Source organism: Pseudomonas triticifolii (genome assembly GCF_014358015.1).
Lineage (GTDB): Bacteria > Pseudomonadota > Gammaproteobacteria > Pseudomonadales > Pseudomonadaceae > Aquipseudomonas > Aquipseudomonas triticifolii.
The window spans coordinates 326,633-348,300 of record NZ_JACONV010000001.1 but is presented as its reverse complement, the minus strand read 5'-3'; the positions used below and the strand labels follow the sequence as shown (position 1 = coordinate 348,300).

Genomic DNA, 21,668 nt, shown 5'->3' with positions numbered 1-21,668 from the left:
GGACATCAGATGACCTCACCAAGCATGCGAATATCATTGTTGGAAGCTGCCGTTGAACAGTCATTCAACGCTATTCTAATTACGGATGCAGACGTTGCCGGCGGTGGCCCATTTATCGTCTATGCAAATCCAGAGTTTTGTTCGATGACCGGATACGCATTGGAGGCGTTGATCGGCCGCTCCCCGCGCATGCTTCAGGGGGCGGATACCGACCCCAAGGTAATTGCCCACTTGCGCAATTGCGTGCGTGAGAACCTGTTCTTTGAGGGGGCGACCATTAATTATCGTGCTGATGGCAGTGCCTACACGGTCGAATGGAAAATCTCGCCTGTTCGAGATGAGTCAGGCGTGGTTAGTCATTTTGTGTCGGTTCAACAAAATGTCAGCCGTCGAATACGAGCGGAACAGGAACAACACCTACTGGCACAAGCACTGAACGTTGCGCTGGATCCCATCTTTATCACCGATTGCAGTGAAGTTATTGTCTTTGCAAATAAAGCCTTCCAAAACGTAACCGGTTACGATGCTGCAGAGATCATAGGTCACACACCACGGATAATGCGCTCAGGCAAACATGACGGGGTTTTCTATGAATATTTCAAGGCGTCGCTTCGTAAGGGCAAACCGTTTCGAACCGAGTTCATCAATAAGCGGAAAGATGGGTCTATTTTCCATGCCGAGCATAGTATTTCACCTTTGCACAACGCCAACGGAGAGATTACCCATTTCGTCAGTATTAGCCAAGACCTTACCCAGCGCATAGGCCGTGAAAAGCAACTCATTGAAATCGCTCACCGCGACCCTCTAACCGGACTTCACAACCGGCGTGCGGCTGAACACGAACTTGAGCTCCATATACAGCGCGCTCGACAATCAGGAAAACCATTCAGTCTTATCATAGGTGATATTGATCACTTTAAATCTATCAATGATCGTTACGGTCACCCGATTGGCGATAGGGTACTTAAGAGCGTTTCTTCAGTTCTCCTTCATCGCATACGCGCTGGCGATCTCGCTGCACGGTGGGGAGGAGAGGAGTTTTTGGTGCTGGTTCCCGATATCTCTCTTGAACAGGCCAGTGATCTGGCCAACCGAATTCGTGAGGGGGTCGCCGAGCTGGTCATTGAGGAAGCTGATGCGGTAACCCTATCGCTAGGGGTTGCGGAACTCTTAAGCGGTGAAGCTGCGGGGGCGTTAATCAAGCGTGCAGACAGTTCACTTTACAAGGCCAAGCGTAATGGCCGGAATCGTGTAGAGCTGGCAGACAAGGCTTTACCGACATCCTGACTTAAACAAGGCAGGTGTCATCGCGCTTCACGCCGACATAGGGGGAGTGGCACGTTTCTCTCAGAAAGTATCCAGACTCATAATTACAGGCCTCAGAATTCAGCCGCGACGCAGCTGCTCTAGCGCCTCGTACAGCCCCTGCACCTGATCCAGAAGCGCCTGATCCGGTTCGGCACCGAGGATGAAGTCCGGCTGCGCATCGCCTTTGAATGGCTGATTGTCCTTGGCGTGACGACTTGCGCGCAGGATCATCTGCTCGCGCTCGGTGGCGCTGCATTGCAGGGCGAAACGATCCAGCAGCCGTTCGGGCATAACCTGGGGCAGTTCGCGGTAATTGAGCAGTTCCAGCTGTTGCTGTCGGGTCGCGTCGAGGGCGACCTGCATGAACCGGCTCAGCACCAGCAGACAGTAGATATCGAAGTCTCCAGGGGCATGCTCTGTGCTCGCATTCACCCAGTGAGAATCAAGCATGCCCGGCAGCATCTGCGGCCCGCGTTGGCGACGATGGGAAGCCAGGACCTGCAGCGGTTCGCGATAGAGAAAGAGCAGGGGCACTTCAGGGAAGGCTTCGCGGATCAGTTCGAGGTCCTGCAACTGCCAGCAGTCAAGCTTGATAAACAGGTGCGTCTGGCGTGGATCGCGTTGCTGGCCCAAGGAGCGGATCAGTCCGCGCAATACGTTGATGCAAGTCTCGCGGTCCAGGCCGCCCTGGCGATGCATGTGCAGCAGCGAATCGATCACCGGCGGTTCCGATAGGGCTACGCATTGCGGTAGGGTCGTGAGCATCTGGGTCATCAGGGTCGAGCCGCAGCGTGATACGTGCAGGATAAAGGCGCTCAGGGGCAAGCCTTCAGGCAACGCTTCAAGGGCGCTGAAACCGGTGAAGCAGCGCTGCCGTTGTTCGGCAGGCTGGTCTTGCAGGGTCTCGCTGAAAAATGCGTCGCTGAAGGGCTGTTCACCGAGGTAACGCCACCACAGACCTTGTGGCTCGGCGTTGGCCAGTATGGGATACCAGCCTTGCAGATGGGGCGGTTCGACCTCATCGGCGCGTAACAGCTTACGATGGGATGAAGCAAAAACCGCTCGGGTGAAATTGCTTTCAGTGGGCGTCATGAGCGGCTTCCAGCTTGGCGGCTAATCCCAGATTTATCGTACCGCCGCGGCTGCGCAACTCGGCGATGATGGCGTGGACGTTGCCGTCATGGATGCATGGGTCGTCATACCCTGCTTTTCTTCGCGGGACGAAGCCGGCCAGGGTGAAAACGTCCTGAAGCCAAGGATTGGGCAGGCAATCGAGCATCAGGTGGATGCGTGGCTGCGTGCTTCGGTTGTATACCGCATGAGTGCATCCTGCATTCAGATACCAGGTATGTTTAGGGTCGAAATGGACCGTCTCTTCGTCAATACAGAAAACTGCGTCAGGGTGAGTTATCAATGGGATATGCAAGCGTGCCAGGCCATCTTCAAACGTGGTGCCAGGGTCGCTGTGCGGCTTGATGACTGCGCCAGGCGCCAAAGCCATCAAACGCACCGAAGTTTTCTCGCAGGCAAAGCTGTCCAGTACCTTCCTGAAGTAAGGGCACTGCTCAAGTACTTCGGTATCCAGAAACTCTGCGTCGTTGAGGGGGATGATGTGATCGGCTTGCCCATTCATCGAGCGTAATGCCATGCAGCGCCAGCTCCCTTCGTAATCATTGGTGTTGAAATGCTCAACCCATTGGGGGGCGACAATGGCATTCAGTTCGTCAGCCAGTCGGGCGGTATCGAAACATATTGGCAGCTTCAGATATCGGCTGGGTGCGGGGGGAGATTGATCACTCATATTTCCGTGCTTCCCAGCGCAGGTAGAGGGATACCTCGTTTGAGGCTATTTCAGTAAAGCCCAATGCCAGATACAGGCGAAGCGCTCTGACATTGTGTCGCTGTACTTGTAGTTCCAGCGGCAACCGGGCATGTTCGGCCTGCTGCTGAGCCCAGCGTAATATCGAGGTGCCGATGCCTTGGCTTTGAAGGCTGGGCAGTACGGTAATGTCCACCATGTACAAGCGCTGTGAGGTGGTATCAAGCACTGCACGTGCAATCGCTTCACCGTCGTCCCATAGCAAGAGATGGCGAGCTTCCGGGTACTGGCTGCGCTGCCCTGCGTCATGAAGTTTTTGCTGCACGGTGATTAAGGCCATGATAGCCGGGTCATCGCCGAGTTGAGTCAGGTCTTCGCGTACGCTGCGGTATAACCGTTCGAGGAACCCTTGATCCGTCGGTGCGGCTTCGCGTAGAACCAGATTTTCAGAAATCTCATGCATGGGTTAGTCAGCCGGATTGCAAAAAACGTATCGTGGAGAGGTGAATGTTCTCGAAAAATAAAGCACGCTCGTTTTATATTCCACCGTCATCATTAAACGAGGGATGTTGTTGATGTATCCACAAATGACCATCGAATCATTGTTACCGTTGGTGGGCAGCTGCTTTATGTCGCAGACCTCGCACGGCTCGATGCCTCTGTATCTGTATAGCGTCGAGGCGCTGGATCGACGAGGACTCCCCGAGCACTTTGCTGCGCCTCTGTCTCTGATATTCAGCGGTTCCACGCAGCAGATGATGTCGCAGGACAATTATCTGTTGGAGCACGCCGAGATTGGTTCCTTGAAGTTGTTTCTCGTTCCCGTAGTGGCTCCGGGCACAGCCCCACGTGATTCAGCTCATTATTATCAGGCGCTGCTCAGCTGAGTCTGAGTGTCGTGCGGGATCGAAGCATTTCGGGCCCGCACAGGCATTCAGTTGCGCGATGGCCAGATCCCTTGCAGGCAGATGATGTACGTGACGGTCTGGAAGGGCGGTAGTGTCGCAGCATTGGCGCCGACCAGCCCAAGGTTGATTGCAAGCGGCTGACCACCATTGGAATTTGCACCTACTGTCACCGAGCCTGTACCTGTGACCGTGGTGTTAACACCGCCCAGATTGACTGTCGAAGAAGGTGTGGATGGTAGAAAGATCGCTGCTGACGTCGGGCCGCTGGTAGCTGTACTCGACAACGCGGCGCCTTCAGTTGCCGTTGTCTGCCCGTTGGTCCCAAGGCTGACGGCGACCTTGGTTTGACCGGTCAGGCCACTTAGCGACAACGATGCTGGGTGGCTATGAGGCGGCAGGTTAGCGGCCTGGATGTTCACGGTGCCGCTGACGACGCCACCGGTAACAGCGGAACTCGCTGCGCCACCCTGAGTTGCCAGTTGGGTAGTTGACGGTGGGAAGTTCGCAGCACCCATCGGCACCCGTCCGCACAAGTTCGGAAGCTTGAAGGTGGCACCTGCGGTGCCGCCGTAAATATTGCCGATCACTGCATAAAGTGCCTGATACTGTTGAACCTGCAACTCTGCGCCATTGCAGAATGCCCAGCCATGAGGGGCGTAGTTTGCGGGCCAGATCAGGATAGTGCCTAAAAATGCGTCCATTGCACCGCTCCTTGAAAAACCTGTGTTAGTCGACTCATCGTTTTAATGACCAGGCCTCTGTTGGCAGAAGCCTGGCTGCTCTCTGAATACAGCAGGTTGGCGGGGTGGCCGTCCGAGTATCCAACACCGGCGATCGTTAGTTCCGAATTGGGTAGATGCCGGAAAGACAAATGATGTAAGAGACGGTCTGGAAGGGCGGTAGGGTGGCCACATTCGCGCCGACAACTGGAAAAGTGAAAGGTAGTGGCTGGCCTCCTGTATTTTCACCTACGGTCACGGAACCGGTGCCCGAGACCGTAGTGGTGACGCCGCCCAGATTTACTGACGAGGTCGGTGCAGTGGGCAGGTAAATTGCCGCAGATGTCGGTCCGCTTGTTGCTGTACTGGACAGTACGGCGCCTTCAGTGGCTGTTGTTTGCCCGTTGACGCCGAGGCTGACGGGGACTTTGGTTTCACCGGTCAGACCGCCAAGTGAAAGTGTGGCAGGGTGGGTGTGTGCCGGAAGATTGGCGGCGCTAATCGATAACGCGCCACTCACTGTGCCTCCCGTAACCGGAGCGCTGGCTGCACCACCGTCAGCGCCTAAAGTCCCCGGAAACTGCGCCGCGCCCATCGGCACGCGTCCCCGCAGATCAGGCAGGCGGAAGTCAACGGTGCCGTTACCGCCGTAGGTGGTACCGATGATCGAAAAGAGTGCCGCATTTTGTGAAACAGGGAGAAGCGCTCCATTGCAAAATGCCCAGCCCTGAGGGGCGTAGTTGCCAGGCCAGATAAGAATGGTTCCAATAAATGAGTCCATGATTACTCCTGAGTATTACGACTACGCCGACACACTGTCGGCACTGTTTTCAGCAAACAGACAGCGTAAATCTCAATAAAATTAATTATTGAAATATTTTATAAGGGGTGTGATACCGATTGGTATTGGTAATCGCTAACTGGGTGCTATCCAGAGAATACGGGCAGTATCGGATAACTCAACAGAGGCAGACTTCCATCTGTAAATGGCAACTTTGCAGTCCATGGCATCACTCGCGGAACACTTCTTCGACCAAAGACTGCACGCAAGAGTGTCAATTGGCTAGCTGTGTTTTTATACAGGCAGAACGCCTTTGGTAAGCTTGAGATTCACTACCATGTCGGCACGTTTGTTCAATCCGTTGGCAATTTGACATCATTGAGATCGAAGGCTATTTTGTCTTGCCGATGAGTGGATGTTCATATCGTTTAAAAAAATCTAAAGATTTTGTGAAGCGAACGATATAAAGACGAGAGAACATCGCTATAGAACTGTTCAATTTTGTATAAGTTGGCTTGAGAGCGGCCTTACTCACCTATCGAGTATTTATCTGTTGTAAAAGATCGAGCTTTTGCTGAATGTCAGACTGCAGGTCGACAGGCGGCTGGGGCGAAATGGATATTCACCTAACGAGCCATGCTCGTTATTGACCGACGGTGTCAGGCCGTCATGGGCATAATGCCTTTCGATCAGGGGAACTTATGTTTTATCGGCTTGGCTGTGCCGCACCTCATTCATCACCCATCAATACACCTCGCTTCCTTAAAGGACTGCAACTGAGTGCGATCACTTCGGTATTGTTACTGAGCGGTTGCATGAGCCTTGTGCCAGAGCCCTTGGACAAATCCGCGCTCAAGGACCAGGCCAAGCAGGATGCCATTACGGCCCGGCAGGATGTCGCACCGATCACCGGCCCGTTGACGCTTGAAGAAGCCATCGCCCGCGCGCTCAAGTACAACCTCGATAGCCGCTCGCGGCAGATGGAAGAAGCGTTAGCGCTGAACCAGTTCGACGTTGGCAATTTCGACATGTTGCCCAAGATGATTGCCGCTGCCGGCTATAGCGAACGCAGTGAATACGCGACCACCCGCGCGGTGGACTCGGTCACTGGTCAGCCGTCGTTGGCCAACCCGTATATCTCCAGTGACAAACAACATGCCACCACCGACCTGGGCCTGACCTGGAGCGTGCTGGACTTCGGCCTGTCCTACTACAACGCCAAGCAGAACGGCGACCGCGTGCTGATCGCCTCCGAACGTCGCCGTCAGGCGATGCATGTGTTAGTGCAGGATGTGCGCAGTGCTTTCTGGCGCACTGCCAGCGCGCAGAAACTGCGTCAACAGGTTACCGACGCCACTGCCTTGGCCGAGTCGGCCCTGACCGATGCCCGCCAAGCCGAAACAGAGCGTCTGCGCGCGCCGATCGAATCCCTGCGCTATCAGCGCCAGGTATTGGAAAACCTGCGCCTGCTGGAAGCCATCGAACAGGAACTGGCCACCGCTCGCATAGAACTGGCTGCACTGATCAACGCGCCACTGGGTGTCGCGCTGCAAGTGGTGGAGCCTGCCGAAAGCTTCAACAAACAGATTCTCGATTTGCCGGTTGAGCAGTTGGAGGCTCAGGCCCTGGCGCAGAACGCCGAGCTGCGCGAACAGAACTACAACTCGCGCATCGCCAGTCAGGAAACCCGAAAGACCCTGTTGCGGCTGTTCCCGAACCTGAGCCTGAATTACAACCTGCGCCATGACTCCGACAAGTACCTGATCAACAATAACTGGAACGAGGCGGGCGCGCAGATCTCCTTCAATCTGATGAACCTGCTCAGTGCGCCGTCGCAATACCGTCTGGCCAAGGCCGGGATCAGCCTTGCCGATCAGCGCCGTGTCGCCACGCAAATGGCCGTGTTGGCCCAAGTGCACATCGCCCGTCTGCAGTACGCCAACGCCCTGCAACAGTACGACCGCGCCGATGCGATCTGGCAGGTCGATGACCGCCTTAATGCGCAGAGCGCCAACCGCGCCCAGGCCCAGACCACCAGCAAGCTCGACACCGTGGCCAGCAACACCTCGGCAATCCTGAGCCTGCTACGTCGCTATCAGGCGCTGTCGGTGGCCAATGCTGCGGCGAGCAAATTGCAGGCGACCCTGGGCATGGAGCCGACCATCGGTGACGTACAGGCGCAGTCGCTGGCGCAATTGCAAAGCAATGTCGGGCTGTCCCTGCAGCAGTGGAATCGGGGCAGTATTGGTGCCGAAGGGCAGGTCAAGTGATGAGGAACACTGCGCTGACAATGGGGGCTCTATTCGCCAGCGCAGTAATGGCAGCCGATCTGCAACCCGCCGCTCTGGTGCCCTCGGGTGCTGCGCCAGCCGTAACGCAGGCGGCAGCCCCTGCGGCAACAAATGAATCCCGGGATATCCGCGCGCAACTGTCTCCCCGCCAATTCACCACTCTGGCCGCTGAGGTCGGCGCGAAGATCAGCAGTCTGCCGGTGGCCGAAGGCGGTTCGTTCAAGAAGGGCCAGGTGCTGGTGAGTTTTGACTGTTCCCTGCAAAAAGCCCAGTTGAACAAGGCCCGTGCCGGGCTCTCGGCGGCCGAAAAGACCTGGACGGCCAACAAACGCTTGAGCGAGTTGAACTCCATCGGCCAGGTCGAACTGCAAGTGTCCGAGGCTGAGGTGTCAAAGAACCGTGCCGATGTCTCGCTGATGAGCACCATGCTCGGCAAGTGCAGCATCACTGCGCCGTTTTCCGGGCGAGTGGCCGAGCAAAAAATGCGCGAGCAACAGTTCGCCCAGCCTGGCCAAGCGATTCTCGACATACTCGACGACAGCGTGCTGGAAATCGAATTTCTTGCGCCATCGCGCTGGTTGTCCTGGCTCAAGACCGGCGTGGTGTTGCAACTACGCATCGACGAGACCGACAAGAGCTACCCGGCGCGGGTTACTCGTATTGGTGCACGAGTTGATCCGGTCAGCCAGTCGATCAAACTGGTGGCGACCATTGACGGTCATCACCCTGAGCTCATCGCGGGCATGAGCGGCACCGTGCTGCTTGACCCGCCGAGCGCACCGTAAGTTGACAGGGACGTTGCCCATGAGCGCTTCACCGCAAAAATACCATTTCATTTCCGGCCTGCCACGCTCGGGCTCGACCCTGCTGGCGGCCCTGCTATTGCAAAATCCCCGTTTCCACGCCGGGATGAGCAGCCCGGTGGGTGTGCTGATCAACAATATGCTTACCCAGTTTGGTGCGGGCGGTGAGTTGGGTTCGGTGCTTAATCAGGATCAACGCCGTCGCTTGTTGCGTGGTGTTTTCGATGCTTACTACGCGGACCAGTCGGATAAACAGGTGATTTTCGACACTAATCGCTGTTGGAGCGGGCAAATGCCGTTGTTGGCCGATCAGTTTCCTGATGCCAAGGTTATTGCCTGTGTACGCAATGTGGCGTGGATCATGGACAGTGTGGAAAGGCGCTTTCGCTCCAACCCTTATGAGATCACTCGATTGTTTGTCGATCATGTGGAGCGTAATACGGTCTATAGCCGGATCGAGACACTCGCTCAGCGTAATCGCATGGTGGGCTCATCCTGGACGGCGCTCAAGGAGGCCTTCTATGGCGAGCATGCCTCATCGCTGTTGATTGTCGATTACGACCTGCTGGCCCAGGCGCCGCACAAGGTCATGCCACTGGTCTACCGCTTTATCGGTGAGCCCGAGTTCGAGCATGACTTCAACGCGGTGAGCTACGACGCGCCGGAATTTGACGCCTCTCTGGGCGTGCATGGCCTGCACAAAGTCCGCGCCAAGGTCGAGCTGCAACCGCGTCGAACCATTCTGCCCCCGGATCTGTTCGCCCAGTTCAACGACCTGTCGTTCTGGAATGATCAGGACGGCAGTGCGGCCAATGTCATCGCGGCCAAGCCGACGACCGGCCTAACGTAACGCCAATGAAACACCGATAACCTTTCTATTCTTTGTTTCGTCTGCGCTGCACAGCATTTCTTGCAAGGATCGCTATGACTACTGATCGCACTTCCAGCCCTGATTTCCCCTCTGTGCCTCGCGGCCTGCAACGCCGTAAACCGGCACCGCTGGCTCTGGAAGCGCGGATCATGTTTGATGGCGCGGCAGTCGCTACGGCCGCTGAGGCGGTCAAGCCAGCCGCAGCCGAAGCGCCAGTGGCCCTTGTCGCCGAACTGGGTAGTGTGGTCGCGGCGTCCCAGGCCGATAATCGCAGCACTGCGCCTGCTGATACGGCCAAGGCCCCAGTTACCAGCAAGAATGTGACTGATACGGCCAAGCCCGCTGTAGCCGAACGCGCCACTGACGGCCTGGCCAGCAGTGCCTCGAAAGTGCTGTTTGTTGATTCGCGAGTGCCGGATTACCAGAAGGTCGTGGCCGCCGCCGATGCCGATGTGAAAGTCGTGATTCTCGATGCCGATCACGACGGCGTGCAGCAGATCGCCAATGCGCTGGCAGGCATGCACGACGTGTCATCGATCAGCATCGTCTCCCACGGCGACAGCGGTTTGCTGCTGCTCGGTAATACCGCCCTGCATGCCGGGGATCTGGCCCGGTATCAGGCTGAGCTGGGCCAGATCGGCTCGGCCATGCAGGCCGGTGGCGAGATTCTGTTGTATGGCTGTGATGTGGGGGCAGGCAGTGCGGGGGAAAGCTTTATCCGTAGCTTGGCCGATGCCACCGGGGCTGTAGTCGCGGCCTCCACTGATTCCACGGGTGATATCGCCCATGGCGGTAACTGGGATCTGGAAATCGCCACGGGGACGTTAATCAGTGCGCCGGTGCTGGATGTGGCGAAGCTGGCGGATTATGACCACACGCTGGTGACTACCACTGTCACGAACCTGACGGATCTCAAGGCCAAATTAGCCACTGCGGCAGGTGATGGTGTCGACGATATCATCACCTTGACCGGAGATATCACGTTTGCTTCAGCTTCCGACACCATCACCCTGACGATCACTGATGGCCACAAAACCACCATCGTCGGTGCTGGTTACAAAATCGACGGCGCCAACCTGACGCAGGTCCTGCACATCAACAGCGGCTCCGGCAGCGTTGAGCTGAATAATCTGACCATCACCAACGGTGTCTCCAGTGGCAACGGTGGTGACAGTCTGGATCAAAGCACCAACACAGTCGCTCTTAACGCCGGTGGATCTGCGTTGGGTGGTGGTATTTACAACGCGGGTAAGCTCAGCATCATCAATAGCTCGGTCATCAATAATAAAGCCGCTGCGGGTGGCGGTGGTGGCGGTCATAAGAATGACCCTACGGGTGGTGGTGGCGGTGGCGGTGGTGGCATCGCTGCGGCCGGTGGCACTGGAGGTACTGCGAAAGATGCTTCAGGAAACGTTGCTGTCGGAAGCACGGGTACCGTTGGTTTGGGCGGGCGCGGTGGTTCTCTGTTTGAACCGGAGAAAAACGGTGGCGCGGGTGGCAGCACGACTGGCGGTGTTGGTTACCAGCCTTATGACTACCTCGCCAAGGGCGGTGATGGTGGCACCGTCTCGATGAACGGTGCCCAGATTGGCGGTGGCGCGGGCGGTACGGGTATCAATGGCCTGGGTGCAAGAGGCGGGGATGCTGTCGGCGGGATTTATAACAGCGGAACGCTGGTGATCCTTAACAGTACCGTCAGCGGGAACATTGCAGCTGCCGGTGGTGGTGGCGGCAGCTCCGTAGGCACTGCATTTTCCGGCGGCGTGGATAATGTTGGTAAAGCCGGTGATGGCGGTAATGCCTATGGTGGTATCTGGAACACCGGTGTCCTGAAAATGGATGCTACCAGCACCGGGAACATGAGTAATGCCGCTGGCGCGGGCAAGGGTGGATTTGGCGGCGGAACGGGCAACTCGCCTGGTAACGACGGCTCAGCAACCGTGAACGCCTCGCTGGCAGGCGGCGATTTTGCCTACGTCTCACCGGTGCTTAGCGGCACCGCCAGCAGTCAGGCAGTCAACGACAACGCCACACTTTCGCCTTTCGGCACTGTGACACTCACCGGCTCCACCGCGACTCTGACCATTACCCTGGACAGCGCGAGCAAAGGTACTTTTACCGCTGCATCGCTGACGGCTTCGGGTTTTACTAGCAGTGATGGCGGCCTGACGTATACCCATTCATCAGCCACGGCCAGCGTCCTCCAAGCGGCGTTGCGCGCGCTGGTGTATCAGCCTGCCTCCAACCATGTCGCTGTTGGCTCGACCGAAACCACGACCTTTACCGTCAAGATGGATGATGGCGTCGCCACCGCCACCGGCACCGCCAGTGTGGTCGCTACCTCTATCAACGATGCGCCGACAGGGCTAGGCAACACCAGCATTCCGGCAGTTCTGGAAGATGCCGCGTCGCCATCGGGTGTAGCGATTTCGACGCTGACCGGTATCAATTTCACAGACCCGGACATCAGCTCTTCCCTGGGCGGTATCGCCGTGACGGGCAATGCCGCCAACTCGTCGACCCAAGGCGTCTGGCAATACTCTGCCGACGCAGGCGCGCATTGGTACGCTATTGGTACGGTCAGTGATGCGTCGGCACTGATCCTGTCGGCCAGCAGCCTGCTGCGTTTCGTACCGGTTGCCGACTTCAACGGCACGCCGACGGCCCTGAACGTCCGAGCGGTAGACAATACCAATAGCGGCTACACCACCTCGGCCGCGACTGAAACGCGGACAACTGCTAACGCAAGCACCAACGGTGGCAGCACGGCTTTTGCAGCCTCTACCAACACCATCAGCACCTCGGTCACGGCGGTCAACGATGTGCCGGTGTTCACCAAGGGCGGCGATCAGACCGTATCTGAAGATGCCGGTGCGCAAACCGTGAGCGCTTGGGCGACCGGTATCAGTGCAGGCGCTGCCAACGAATCCGGGCAGGCCCTGAACTTCATCGTCAGCAATAACAACAACGCCCTGTTCAGCACTCAGCCAAGCATCGATGCCAGCGGCAACCTGACCTTCACATCAGCTGCCAACGCCAACGGCACTGCAACCGTGACGGTATCTCTGCACGATAACGGTGGTACGACTAACGGCGGCGTGGATACCAGTACCACCCAGACCTTCACCATTACCATTACGCCGGTCAACGACGCACCCACCGGCGTGGGCAACCTGACCCTGCCTACGATGCTTGAGGATGTCACTGCACCCGCTGGTACCGCCATCAGTGCCCTGAGCGGCCTGGCCTTTACCGATGTCGATAGCGGTGACACCCTGGGCGGCCTGGCCATTGTCGGCAACACCGCCAACGCAACCACTCAAGGTGCCTGGCAATACTCCACCAACGGCACCAATTGGTACGACATTGGCACGGTCAGTGACGGGGCCTCCCTGATGATTTCGGCCAGCACCCAAATTCGCTTCGTGCCGGTGGCCGATTACAACGGCACGCCGCCGAGCCTGACGGTTCGCGCATTGGACAGTAGCTATGCCGGTTCCTATAGCGTCGCAGCGGCTACGCAGACTCGTCTCACCACCGATACCAGCAGCCATGGCGGCAGCACGGCGATTTCTGACAACACCAATACCATCGGCATCACGGTAACAGCGGTCAACGATGCACCGACCTTTACCAAAGGCTCCGACCAGACCGTACTGGAAGATGCCGGCGCGCAAACCGTCAGCAACTGGCCGACCAATCTGGTCAAAGGGCCGTCCGACGAGTCGTCGCAGACCCTGAGCTTCACCGTCACCAATAGCAATAACGCGCTGTTCAGTGCTCAACCGAGCATCGATGCCTCCGGCAATCTGACCTTTACCGGGGCTGCCAATGCCAATGGCACCGCGACCGTGACCGTGGTCCTGCACGACAGCGGCGGCACTGCCAATGGTGGCGTGGATACCTCGACCCAGACCTTCACCATTACCATCACCCCGGCCAATGATGCGCCGACCGGTTTACCAGCTCTATCGGGCAACAGCACCGAAGGTCAGGTATTGACGGCCAGCACCTCGGGTATCGCTGACGTTGATGGCTTGGCGGGCGTTCCCTTCAACCATCAATGGCAGGTGTCGGCCGACGGTTTGACCGGATGGGTCGATATCAGCGGCGCGACCGCGTCCACCTACACGCTGGATTCGGCCCAGGTCGGCAAGTATGTGCGCGACAAGGTGACGTTCACCGATCAGGGCGGCACCCTGGAAACCTTGTTCAGTGCCGCTTCGTCGTCGATCGCGGGCGTAGTGCCACAGGTGGACTCCATCAGTCGAGCGGGCAGCGCAGCGGTATCTGGCTCGGCAACGTCGGTGGTCTATAACGTCACCTTCAACGTGGCAGTGACTGGCGTCGATGTCGATGACTTTGTGCTCACGGCAACCGCAGGCAATGCTGCGGGCGTGATCTCTTCCATCTCTGGTTCGGGCTCGAGTTATCAAGTCACGGTCAATACGCTGACTGGTGACGGCGATCTGCGTCTGGACCTGAAGAGTTCCGGCACCGGTATCGCTTCCGGCAGCGCCACGGCCATTGCCGGCGGTTTTACCGCTGGCCAGGCGTACACCCTCGACCATACCCCGCCGAGCCTGACAGCCGTCAGCATGCCCAATTCGCCGCTCAGGGTCGGGGATGTTCAAACGGTGACCTTCACCGTCGCCAATGATGGTGGTTCGCCCCTGACTCTGGTCAGTGGCACTGTCGGTGGCTATAGCCTGAGTGGGCTGACTCGCATCAATAGCACGACCTACAGCGCGCAGTTCACCGTTGCATCGGGTGGCACCGATGTCGCCGCAGGCAGTGATGTGCCGGTCAGCATAGTGCTGGCCGACGCTGCCGGTAACCAGAACACAGCCTTTACCATCCCGATCAGCCAGGCCAACGACTCGATCAACGGCAATGCGCCGACGCTGTTGAACCTGAGCAACGCCAGCGTGCAGACCACCAGTGGTGCCAACGCTCTGGTTGGCGTCTTGTCCACTACCGACGCAAGCGTGGGTGACACCTTCACCTACGCCTTGGTCTCCGGCGCGGGTGACACCAATAACACCGCGTTCACACTTGTAAACGGCAATAACCTGACGGTCAATGACCCGGCGACGCTGGGCGACGGCATCTATTCGGTGCGTATCCGTACCACCGACAGCGGTGGTAACCAGTTGGAACAGACGTTCACCATCACTGTCAGCAGCTACTCGGCACCGGTCGCCGTTGCCGATACCGCCAGCGCTACCGAGGCGGGCGGGATCGCCAACGCCACTGCCGGGGTTAACCCGACCGGCAACGTGCTCAATAACGATCAGAGCAGCAACACCAAGACCGTCACCGCGATTGCCGGTGGCACGGTGGGTACGGCGCAGACCGGTACTTACGGCAGCCTGACTCTCAATGCCGACGGCACTTATACGTACACGGTCGATAACAGCAATGCGGCAGTGCAGGCACTGCGCACCAACGCCGACACACTGACCGAAACTTTCACCTACACCTTGGCCGACAATACGGCGGCCACCAGCACTTCGACCCTGACCATCACCATTAATGGGGCCAACGATGCGCCGCTGGTTGCCACTGCACTGACTACCCAGCAAGTGACGGTCAGAACGCCATTGCTGTATGTGGTGCCGGTCGGTACGTTCGCCGATGTCGATGCAGGGGATACCCTGACCTATACCGCGACCCTGAACGGTGGCGCACCGTTGCCTGCCTGGCTGACCTTCGACGCGGCAACCCGCACTTTCAGCGGTACGCCGACGGCGGTGGAAAACCTGAGCATTGTGGTGACAGCTACCGACCTGTCGGCAACCTCGGCGAGTAGCATCTTTAACTTGCAAGTGGCTGCGGCGGTGCCCTCGGGTGGCGGTGGTACACCGCCAACGACACCGACTGATCCGGGAACGCCGACGCCCCCGGTGACGCCACCGACCACACCTACGGACCCGGTGACGCCTGTGACCCCGGTAACGCCACCGGTGACACCAGTCACTCCGGTTACGCCCGAGCCGCCAGTAGTCACTACTCCGGTGCAGCTGCCGGATCCGCAGGTACCGAACAATCCGCAACCGGTGCAACCGATTACTGTGCTAGAGCAGACGCCGTTGCAGATCGTCGCTGAGACAGTGGTTGACACCGTCGCGACGCCGGACTGGAGCGCGAACCAGATGATCAGCGAAACCCTGATCATCAGAACGACCAATGCCCCGGTTGTGCCCACCACGTTCAGTAACACGGCGCTTGTCGGCACGGGGACCTCGTTTGTCTCCTCCAGTGGCAGTTTCAGCCCGGCCAACGAGCGCTACTCGCCGCTATCGCCGACGCCGTTCAATGACTTGCAGCGCACCCAGACCGACGGTGGTCGGGGGATTTTTTCGGTGGTCATTTCACCTACCGGGCAATCGGGCCTGACCATCTTGCGCGGTATGGACGATCAGTCGTTTACAACCAGCGACCGCCTGTCCTTCACCGTCCCGGCCGATGCCTTTGGTCATAGCGATCCACAGCCGGGCATAGTGCTCAAGGCGACCCAGGCTGACGGGCGTGCGCTGCCGACCTGGTTGACCTTCAACAGCGCCACCGGTCTGTTCGAAGGCACACCGCCACCGGGCTTCGAAGGCGAACTGGCGATCAAGGTGACGGCCAAGGACAGCAGCGGCGATCAGGCAGAAGTGATTTTCCGGGTCAAGGCGCAGTCCGGTCGTACCAGTGCTGAAGTGCCCCACGGTCGCAGCGGGCTGAGCGAGCAATTGCGTTCGGCGGCCGTTCGTACGGCATCGTGGGCAAGCGGGCGTACATGACCGATCTGTCCTCGGTGAACCAGGGTGTTTCGGCGATGGCCCTTAGCACCCTGACGCAGCTGTCGCATCAGGCCCGGCACGCGGTCGACAGCGTTGAGCTGGGCTTTCTGGCGGTCAATGAAAGCCATGCCCTGGCCACTTACCGCCAGGGCGCGATGTGGCTGGCGGAGGGTGGTGTGCAGGCGTTGTCCGGTGTGGTGCAACCGGAAGCCAACGCGCCCTACGTGCAATGGCTGACCCTGGTCTGTCGCGAGCTGCAAGGCCAGCAGCGGCCCAGCGGCAGCATCACTTCCAATGACATGCCCGAGCACCTCGGCGAGCACTGGCGCGAGTGGCTGCCAGCTTATCTGTTGTGGTTACCCATGCAGATACAGGGTGCGTCTGGTCATGTCATGGGCGGCGCGCTGCTGCTGGCTCGTGATGAGCCCTGGGCGCCCCATGAAATTGCTCTGCTCGATGAGTGGCGTGACATCTTGCAATACGCTTATTCCCAGCGTCTGCAGGCCGAGCCATTGACCTGGCGTCGGCGCATGACCCGTTTGCCGGGGCAGATTCGCCGCCGGCCCGGGCGCCTGGCTATCGGTCTGGTAGTCGTGGGCTTGTTGCTGTGTCTGCCAGTGCAACTGACGGTGCTGGCCCCTGGTGAACTGGTGCCAGCGCACCCGGCGATGATTCGCGCACCGCTGGACGGGGTATTGGGCAGTTTCATGGTCCAGCCCAACCAGCAGGTCAGCACCGGTCAGCCACTGTTCAGCTTCGATGACGCGACCCTGCAAAGCCGCCTGGATGTCGCACGCCAGGCCCTGACCACCGCCGAAGCCGAACACCGGCAAATGGCGCAGATGGCCGTCTACGACAATAAATCCAAGGCGCAACTGGCGGCCCTGGCCGGACGCATCGCGGAGCGCCGCGCCGAGGCCGACTACCTGCAAGGGCAGTTGCAACGCTCGCGGGTGGTCTCTCCTCAGGATGGCATCGCGTTGTTTGACGACCCTAGCGAGTGGATTGGCAAGCCAGTAACTACTGGCGAGCGGATCATGCGCATTGCCGTGCCCGAGGATGTGGAAATCCAGGCCTGGCTGGCGGTGGGCGATGCCATCCCGTTGGAGGAGGGCGCCGCGGTCAAGTTGTACCTCAATGCGAACCCGTTCTCTGCGGTGGCGGCCCGTTTGCGCTATGTAGCCCATGATGCCGAGCAGCAGCCCGACGGCAGCTACGCCTACCGCCTGCGCGCCACCCTTGATGCGCCGACCGACCAGCGCGTCGGCCTCAAGGGTACGGTCAAGCTCAGCGGCGAGCAGGTATCGCTGGCCTACTGGGTACTGCGCCGTCCCCTGGCCGTCATACGCCAGATGATTGGTCACTGATATGCAGTCCAGCGCAGCGCCCACCCTGTCGATGCAACCGGCACCGCTCTGCCTGCCGCCCCTGCGTGAAGAGCTGGAGCTGTTCAGCGCGCCTACGGCGGGGGACGGGCAGCCTAACTGGACCCTGCACGACCCGGTGCGCAACAGCTTCTTTCGCATCGACTGGCTGAGTTTCGAAATCCTCAGCCGTTGGCAGATGGCCGAGGCAGATGTCATCGCTGCCGATATCGCCCGCCACACCACTCTGCGTCCCGAGATCGAGGATGTGCTGGTGATGGCCAGCTTCCTTCAGGACAACCAACTGCTGCGCACCCCGCCCAATAGCGCCCGGCAGATGGCCGACAGCGTAAGACGCAGGCGCGGCACCTGGTTCAGTACCTTGTTGCACAGCTATCTGTTCTTCCGAGTGCCACTGGTCCGTCCTGATGCCTGGTTGCAACGCCATATCGGTTGGGTTGCGCCGCTGTTCACAAAAGGCTTTGCCTGGTTGACCCTGCTGGTGCTGTTGATCGGCCTGGTACTGGTCGAGCGCGATTGGACCCGCTTCACTTCGACCCTGATGGATACTTTTTCCTGGCAGGGTCTTGTCGGCTACGGCGTAGCGTTGATCGGGGTGAAGATCCTCCATGAACTGGGTCATGCCTTCACCGCCAAACGCTTTGGCTGTCGTGTGCCAACCATGGGTGTGGCGTTCCTGGTGATGTTTCCCATGGCTTACACCGACACCAACGAGGTGTGGAAGCTAAGCCAGCGCCAGCAGCGCTTCAAGGTAGCCGCCGCCGGGGTGCTCACCGAACTGGTAGTGGCCGTCTGGGCCACTCTGGCCTGGACCTTGCTGCCCGAAGGCCTGCCCAAGTCCATCGCCTTCATGCTGGCTACTACCACCTGGATTGCCACCCTGGCGATCAACAGCAGCCCGTTCATGCGTTTCGACGGCTACTTCCTGCTTTCGGATTGGTTGGACATGCCCAACCTACACGCGCGTTCCTTTGCCCTGGCGCGCTGGCACATGCGCGAATGGCTGTTCGGCCTGGGTCTTGAGCCGCCGGAATATTTTTCGCGCAGGATGAGCGTCGGCTTGATCCTGTTCGCCTATGCCACCTGGATCTACCGCCTGCTGCTGTTCCTTGGCATCGCCGCGCTGGTCTATCACTTCTTCATTAAGGCGGTCGGCATCCTGCTGTTCGTCGTGGAAATGGGCTGGTTCGTCCTGATGCCGTTATACAAGGAAATAAAGGAGTGGCCGCACTTGCTCAACAGGCAGGGTAAACCGGCGCGACTGTGGCGGCCGACGCTGATTCTGCTGGTGGCGGCGTTAATCCTGATCGCGCCCTGGCCGACCCGCCTCAGCGCCTCGGGCATCCTGCGGCCGAGCGAAAGCTTCCCGGTCTACGCTCCGGCTGGGGCGCAGATCGCCCGCCTGCCTTGGGCCAATGGTGAATCGGTCAAACAGGGTGACGTGCTGCTGGAAATGGCCTCGCCCGAGCTGCAACTGCGCTGGCGCCGCGCCCAGGTCAAGCTCGACAGCGTGCGCCACCAGGCCGAACTCACGGGTATCGACGTGCAACAACGACAGAACATGCAGGTGCTTCAACAGCAGGAAATCAGTGCCCGTACCGAGCTGGCTAACGTGCAGGCCGAGCTGGCCTTTTACGCGCCGCGTGCGCCTTTCAATGGTGTGGTGCAGAACATCGAACCGGGCCTCAAGGCCGGAGTGTGGGTCAGCAACCACGAGCGCCTGGCGACTCTGGTCGACCCCGGTGACTGGCGCGTGGAAACCTACCTGGATGAAGATGACGTCAGGCGGATCAAGGTCAGCGACACTGCGCGTTTCTATGCAGACGGCGACAGCCGCCTGAACCTGCCGTTGCAGGTCACCGCCATCGAACGCGACGCCACCCGGCAACTGGTCAATGGTGTGCTTTCCAGCGCGGCAGGCGGCTCGGTCCTGACCCGGGAAAAACACGGCAAACTCATCCCCGAACGCGCCGTCTACCGCGTCACCCTGCACAGCGCCCAGCCACCCCCGCAGCAGGCCAGGGACCAAAGCTGGCGCGGACATGTGGTTATCAGCGGGACTTGGCAGTCACCGATACAGGGCTTTGCGCGCTCGGCACTTGTTTTAGTCTGGCGTGAAACGGGCTTTTAGCACACGCGTCGTCTCTGGCGCTGCGCTGTCGCGCAGCTAGCACCTCCAGGAAAATAAGCTCTTAAATCCAGGTAGTTATGTTGTGTTTAATGAGAGCGGTAACAGAATGCAAAACCGGTTGATCGAGGCAGCACCGGTAATTTGGCTCACCGGTTTAAGTGGTGCTGGTAAAAGCACGATAGCCATGCAGTTGAAGTCAAAGCTGGATGAACAGGGCATTGCGGTCGTCATTCTAGACGGTGATGAGCTTCGCGCAGGGTTGTGCAGTGACCTGGGTTTCTCGGACGAAGACCGAACCGAGAACATTCGTCGAGTCATTGAGGTCGCCAGGTTGTTTCGGGATACAGGCGTCTGTGTGGTCGTCGCATTGATATCACCATTTGCCAGGGACCGTGCCGCCGCGCGCGAGGCTCTTAACGAAGGATTTTTCGAGGTCTTTGTCGATACGCCCTTAGCCATTTGCGAAGCCCGAGACCCGAAAGGGCTCTATGCGAAAGTCCGCAGGGGCGATATCAAACAGTTCACAGGGCTGTCGTCGCCCTACGAAGTACCGCTGGCGCCGGATGTTCATTTGGATGGTGCTATGGGATGTAAAGTTGATGAGCATGTGGACGTAATATTGAAGGTATTGAAAGGACGAGGGGGAAAGGGCTTCACGCTGCGGAGATAGTGGAGGAGAGGGGCGTATGCCAAGGGAAACACCGGCAGGCTTCCCGCGTCCCGGACACAGAGCCTGATCAGTTGCGCGTCGATGAGACTTGAAGGCGTACGTGAAGCAGCCCGAAGGAACAAGGGCTTGCAGTTCACGGCGTTGGGGAACCCGATACGTCTTGGTGGTTTTCGTCTGGCGTTATGCCATCTATGGCGGTAAGCCCTCAAACGTCGTAGCCAGCGTCATCGGCTTCAATGGTCGAGGCGGCCTGACAACCAAGACAACCAAGACAACCAAGACAACCAAGACAGCTGAAGAAGACATTTTCTTCTTGAACAACCTAAACGTTTTCATCGTAAACGATCAGACGCTGGCGCGTTCCAGAGCCACTGGGCGAATGGCGTTTGATTGCTGGTACGCAGTGCCGGAATTGACCGGTCGCACCATCGTCAACGAGTGGAGGAGGGCTGAAATATTTCTGGATGACCTGACGTTCAGTCCGGAAAAGCAACTCGTGTTCTATAACGATTACCTGACACAGAGAAAGGCATTGGAAAGCTCGGTAAGCGCTGATGTGCTGCGCCGTGACTTCCATTCTTTCTGGATGGAGTTGGGCAGGGAGGACACGCCACAATCCCGGGAACGCTGGGTCGATCTGCGCGAGCGGATGGCAGTTGCGTACCCAGATATAAAGCTTCCGAACTCTCATTGGACAGATCCATTCCAAGGGGCCGTGTCCATTGTGCTGAGCGCCCGCTATGGTCGACCGATCGGGTACCGATTCGAGCGACTGCTCAATGTCAGCAACCAGGCCTTCGACTCCTACAAACCCTTTCTGCTGCAGTTCGGCTGGACGCTGGAAATCTTTGAACAGAACGAACTATTGGCCGGACAAGACAGGAAGGGGACTTGGGCGAAGCGGCGCCAGATCATCCGCACTGCGCTGCAAGCTCGGGATGATGCTTATCGACCCGATCGGCAATACAACCGTCTATTCGCATTCTTGGTGCCGGAGCTTAAGGAACGTATGATCAACATGCGTGAGTGGTGAAAGCGGGGCATCGATAACTCTGCAACGCCAGCGATGCAAAAACAGCCGTAACCTTGTGGTCAACCTTTCTTGAACTCCGCATGACCCAGAAGCTCTTGAGCTTCACGCCAAGCTCTGTCGAAGAGCTGAGAACGGGTTTGCGAATACAGACTGGGTGAATG

The 21,668-nt window shown here is 58.6% G+C and carries 15 protein-coding genes; 10 read left to right on the top strand and 5 right to left on the bottom strand.

The genetic code is table 11. The features are described from left to right. The first annotated feature begins 9 nt into the window (after positions 1-9). Positions 10-1,287, top strand: coding sequence for a sensor domain-containing diguanylate cyclase (locus tag H8S56_RS01540; protein ID WP_187517656.1), 1,278 nt, complete (start codon positions 10-12; stop codon positions 1,285-1,287). Positions 1,288-1,386: 99 nt separating this feature from the next. On the opposite strand, the gene H8S56_RS01535 is transcribed toward H8S56_RS01540, so the two are convergent. From H8S56_RS01535 to H8S56_RS01525, 3 genes are read right to left on the bottom strand one after another with little or no spacing between them, the layout of a single operon-like run. Then, positions 1,387-2,400, bottom strand: coding sequence for a sulfotransferase family protein (locus tag H8S56_RS01535; protein WP_187517655.1), 1,014 nt, complete (start codon positions 2,398-2,400; stop codon positions 1,387-1,389). Then, positions 2,387-3,109 (bottom strand): aspartyl/asparaginyl beta-hydroxylase domain-containing protein, encoded by a 723-nt coding sequence (locus H8S56_RS01530; RefSeq protein WP_187517654.1) that lies wholly within the window; start codon positions 3,107-3,109, stop codon positions 2,387-2,389. The genes H8S56_RS01535 and H8S56_RS01530 overlap by 14 nt, the downstream gene beginning before the upstream one ends. Then, entirely contained in the window at positions 3,102-3,590 is a 489-nt protein-coding gene (locus H8S56_RS01525) for a GNAT family N-acetyltransferase (protein WP_187517653.1), read from the bottom strand. The genes H8S56_RS01530 and H8S56_RS01525 overlap by 8 nt, the downstream gene beginning before the upstream one ends. A gap of 124 nt (positions 3,591-3,714) precedes the next feature. Here H8S56_RS01525 and H8S56_RS01520 point away from each other — a divergent pair, with 124 nt between their 5' ends. Continuing rightward, the gene (locus H8S56_RS01520; protein ID WP_152535031.1) at positions 3,715-4,014 is read left to right on the top strand and encodes a DUF6916 family protein; all 300 of its coding nucleotides are present in this window, start codon (positions 3,715-3,717) and stop codon (positions 4,012-4,014) included. Between the two features lie 47 nt (positions 4,015-4,061). Here the strand turns inward: H8S56_RS01520 and H8S56_RS01515 are convergent, their stop codons facing one another. Beyond that, complete coding sequence (locus tag H8S56_RS01515; protein WP_187517652.1) at positions 4,062-4,736, bottom strand: phage tail protein; 675 nt, start codon at positions 4,734-4,736, stop codon at positions 4,062-4,064. 136 nt (positions 4,737-4,872) lie between these two features. Next, positions 4,873-5,535 carry a phage tail protein gene (locus H8S56_RS01510; RefSeq protein WP_187517651.1) on the bottom strand — a complete coding sequence of 221 codons (663 nt, stop codon included), beginning with the start codon at positions 5,533-5,535 and terminating at the stop codon, positions 4,873-4,875. Positions 5,536-6,350: 815 nt separating this feature from the next. Between H8S56_RS01510 and H8S56_RS01505 the strand changes: the two genes are divergently transcribed. The 8 genes from H8S56_RS01505 to H8S56_RS01470 all read left to right on the top strand — a co-directional run bounded on the left by H8S56_RS01505 (position 6,351) and on the right by H8S56_RS01470 (position 21,507). After that, the gene (locus H8S56_RS01505) at positions 6,351-7,805 is read left to right on the top strand and encodes a TolC family protein (RefSeq protein ID WP_024696245.1); all 1,455 of its coding nucleotides are present in this window, start codon (positions 6,351-6,353) and stop codon (positions 7,803-7,805) included. Positions 7,806-7,825: 20 nt separating this feature from the next. Beyond that, positions 7,826-8,611 (top strand): efflux RND transporter periplasmic adaptor subunit, encoded by a 786-nt coding sequence (locus H8S56_RS01500; RefSeq protein ID WP_235986724.1) that lies wholly within the window; start codon positions 7,826-7,828, stop codon positions 8,609-8,611. 19 nt (positions 8,612-8,630) lie between these two features. After that, positions 8,631-9,479: a sulfotransferase family protein gene (locus H8S56_RS01495; RefSeq protein WP_024686965.1), complete on the top strand. Its 849-nt coding sequence runs from the start codon at positions 8,631-8,633 to the stop codon at positions 9,477-9,479. A gap of 74 nt (positions 9,480-9,553) precedes the next feature. Next, positions 9,554-16,288 carry a DUF4347 domain-containing protein gene (locus H8S56_RS01490; RefSeq protein ID WP_187517650.1) on the top strand — a complete coding sequence of 2,245 codons (6,735 nt, stop codon included), beginning with the start codon at positions 9,554-9,556 and terminating at the stop codon, positions 16,286-16,288. Further along, positions 16,285-17,655 carry an efflux RND transporter periplasmic adaptor subunit gene (locus H8S56_RS01485; protein ID WP_235986723.1) on the top strand — a complete coding sequence of 457 codons (1,371 nt, stop codon included), beginning with the start codon at positions 16,285-16,287 and terminating at the stop codon, positions 17,653-17,655. The genes H8S56_RS01490 and H8S56_RS01485 overlap by 4 nt, the downstream gene beginning before the upstream one ends. Position 17,656: 1 nt before the next feature. Next, positions 17,657-19,804 (top strand): HlyD family efflux transporter periplasmic adaptor subunit, encoded by a 2,148-nt coding sequence (locus H8S56_RS01480; RefSeq protein ID WP_235986722.1) that lies wholly within the window; start codon positions 17,657-17,659, stop codon positions 19,802-19,804. Between the two features lie 106 nt (positions 19,805-19,910). Beyond that, complete coding sequence (gene cysC, locus H8S56_RS01475; protein ID WP_187517649.1) at positions 19,911-20,474, top strand: adenylyl-sulfate kinase; 564 nt, start codon at positions 19,911-19,913, stop codon at positions 20,472-20,474. A 100-nt stretch (positions 20,475-20,574) separates the two neighbouring features. Then, positions 20,575-21,507: a hypothetical protein gene (locus H8S56_RS01470; RefSeq protein ID WP_187517648.1), complete on the top strand. Its 933-nt coding sequence runs from the start codon at positions 20,575-20,577 to the stop codon at positions 21,505-21,507. Positions 21,508-21,668: the final 161 nt, after the last annotated feature.

Bases quoted from the DNA above. Each gene is read 5' to 3' on its own strand.
- H8S56_RS01500 (WP_235986724.1), top strand. From the start codon at position 7,826: ATGGGGGCTCTATTCGCCAGCGCAGTAATGGCAGCCGATCTGCAACCC.
- H8S56_RS01480 (WP_235986722.1), top strand. From the start codon at position 17,657: ATGCAGTCCAGCGCAGCGCCCACCCTGTCGATGCAACCGGCACCGCTC.
- H8S56_RS01495 (WP_024686965.1), top strand. From the start codon at position 8,631: ATGAGCGCTTCACCGCAAAAATACCATTTCATTTCCGGCCTGCCACGC.
- H8S56_RS01525 (WP_187517653.1), bottom strand. From the start codon at position 3,590: ATGCATGAGATTTCTGAAAATCTGGTTCTACGCGAAGCCGCACCGACG.
- H8S56_RS01540 (WP_187517656.1), top strand. From the start codon at position 10: ATGACCTCACCAAGCATGCGAATATCATTGTTGGAAGCTGCCGTTGAA.
- H8S56_RS01510 (WP_187517651.1), bottom strand. From the start codon at position 5,535: ATGGACTCATTTATTGGAACCATTCTTATCTGGCCTGGCAACTACGCC.
- H8S56_RS01490 (WP_187517650.1), top strand. From the start codon at position 9,554: ATGACTACTGATCGCACTTCCAGCCCTGATTTCCCCTCTGTGCCTCGC.
- H8S56_RS01485 (WP_235986723.1), top strand. From the start codon at position 16,285: ATGACCGATCTGTCCTCGGTGAACCAGGGTGTTTCGGCGATGGCCCTT.
- H8S56_RS01505 (WP_024696245.1), top strand. From the start codon at position 6,351: ATGAGCCTTGTGCCAGAGCCCTTGGACAAATCCGCGCTCAAGGACCAG.
- H8S56_RS01515 (WP_187517652.1), bottom strand. From the start codon at position 4,736: ATGGACGCATTTTTAGGCACTATCCTGATCTGGCCCGCAAACTACGCC.
- H8S56_RS01520 (WP_152535031.1), top strand. From the start codon at position 3,715: ATGACCATCGAATCATTGTTACCGTTGGTGGGCAGCTGCTTTATGTCG.
- cysC (WP_187517649.1), top strand. From the start codon at position 19,911: ATGCAAAACCGGTTGATCGAGGCAGCACCGGTAATTTGGCTCACCGGT.
- H8S56_RS01535 (WP_187517655.1), bottom strand. From the start codon at position 2,400: ATGACGCCCACTGAAAGCAATTTCACCCGAGCGGTTTTTGCTTCATCC.
- H8S56_RS01530 (WP_187517654.1), bottom strand. From the start codon at position 3,109: ATGAGTGATCAATCTCCCCCCGCACCCAGCCGATATCTGAAGCTGCCA.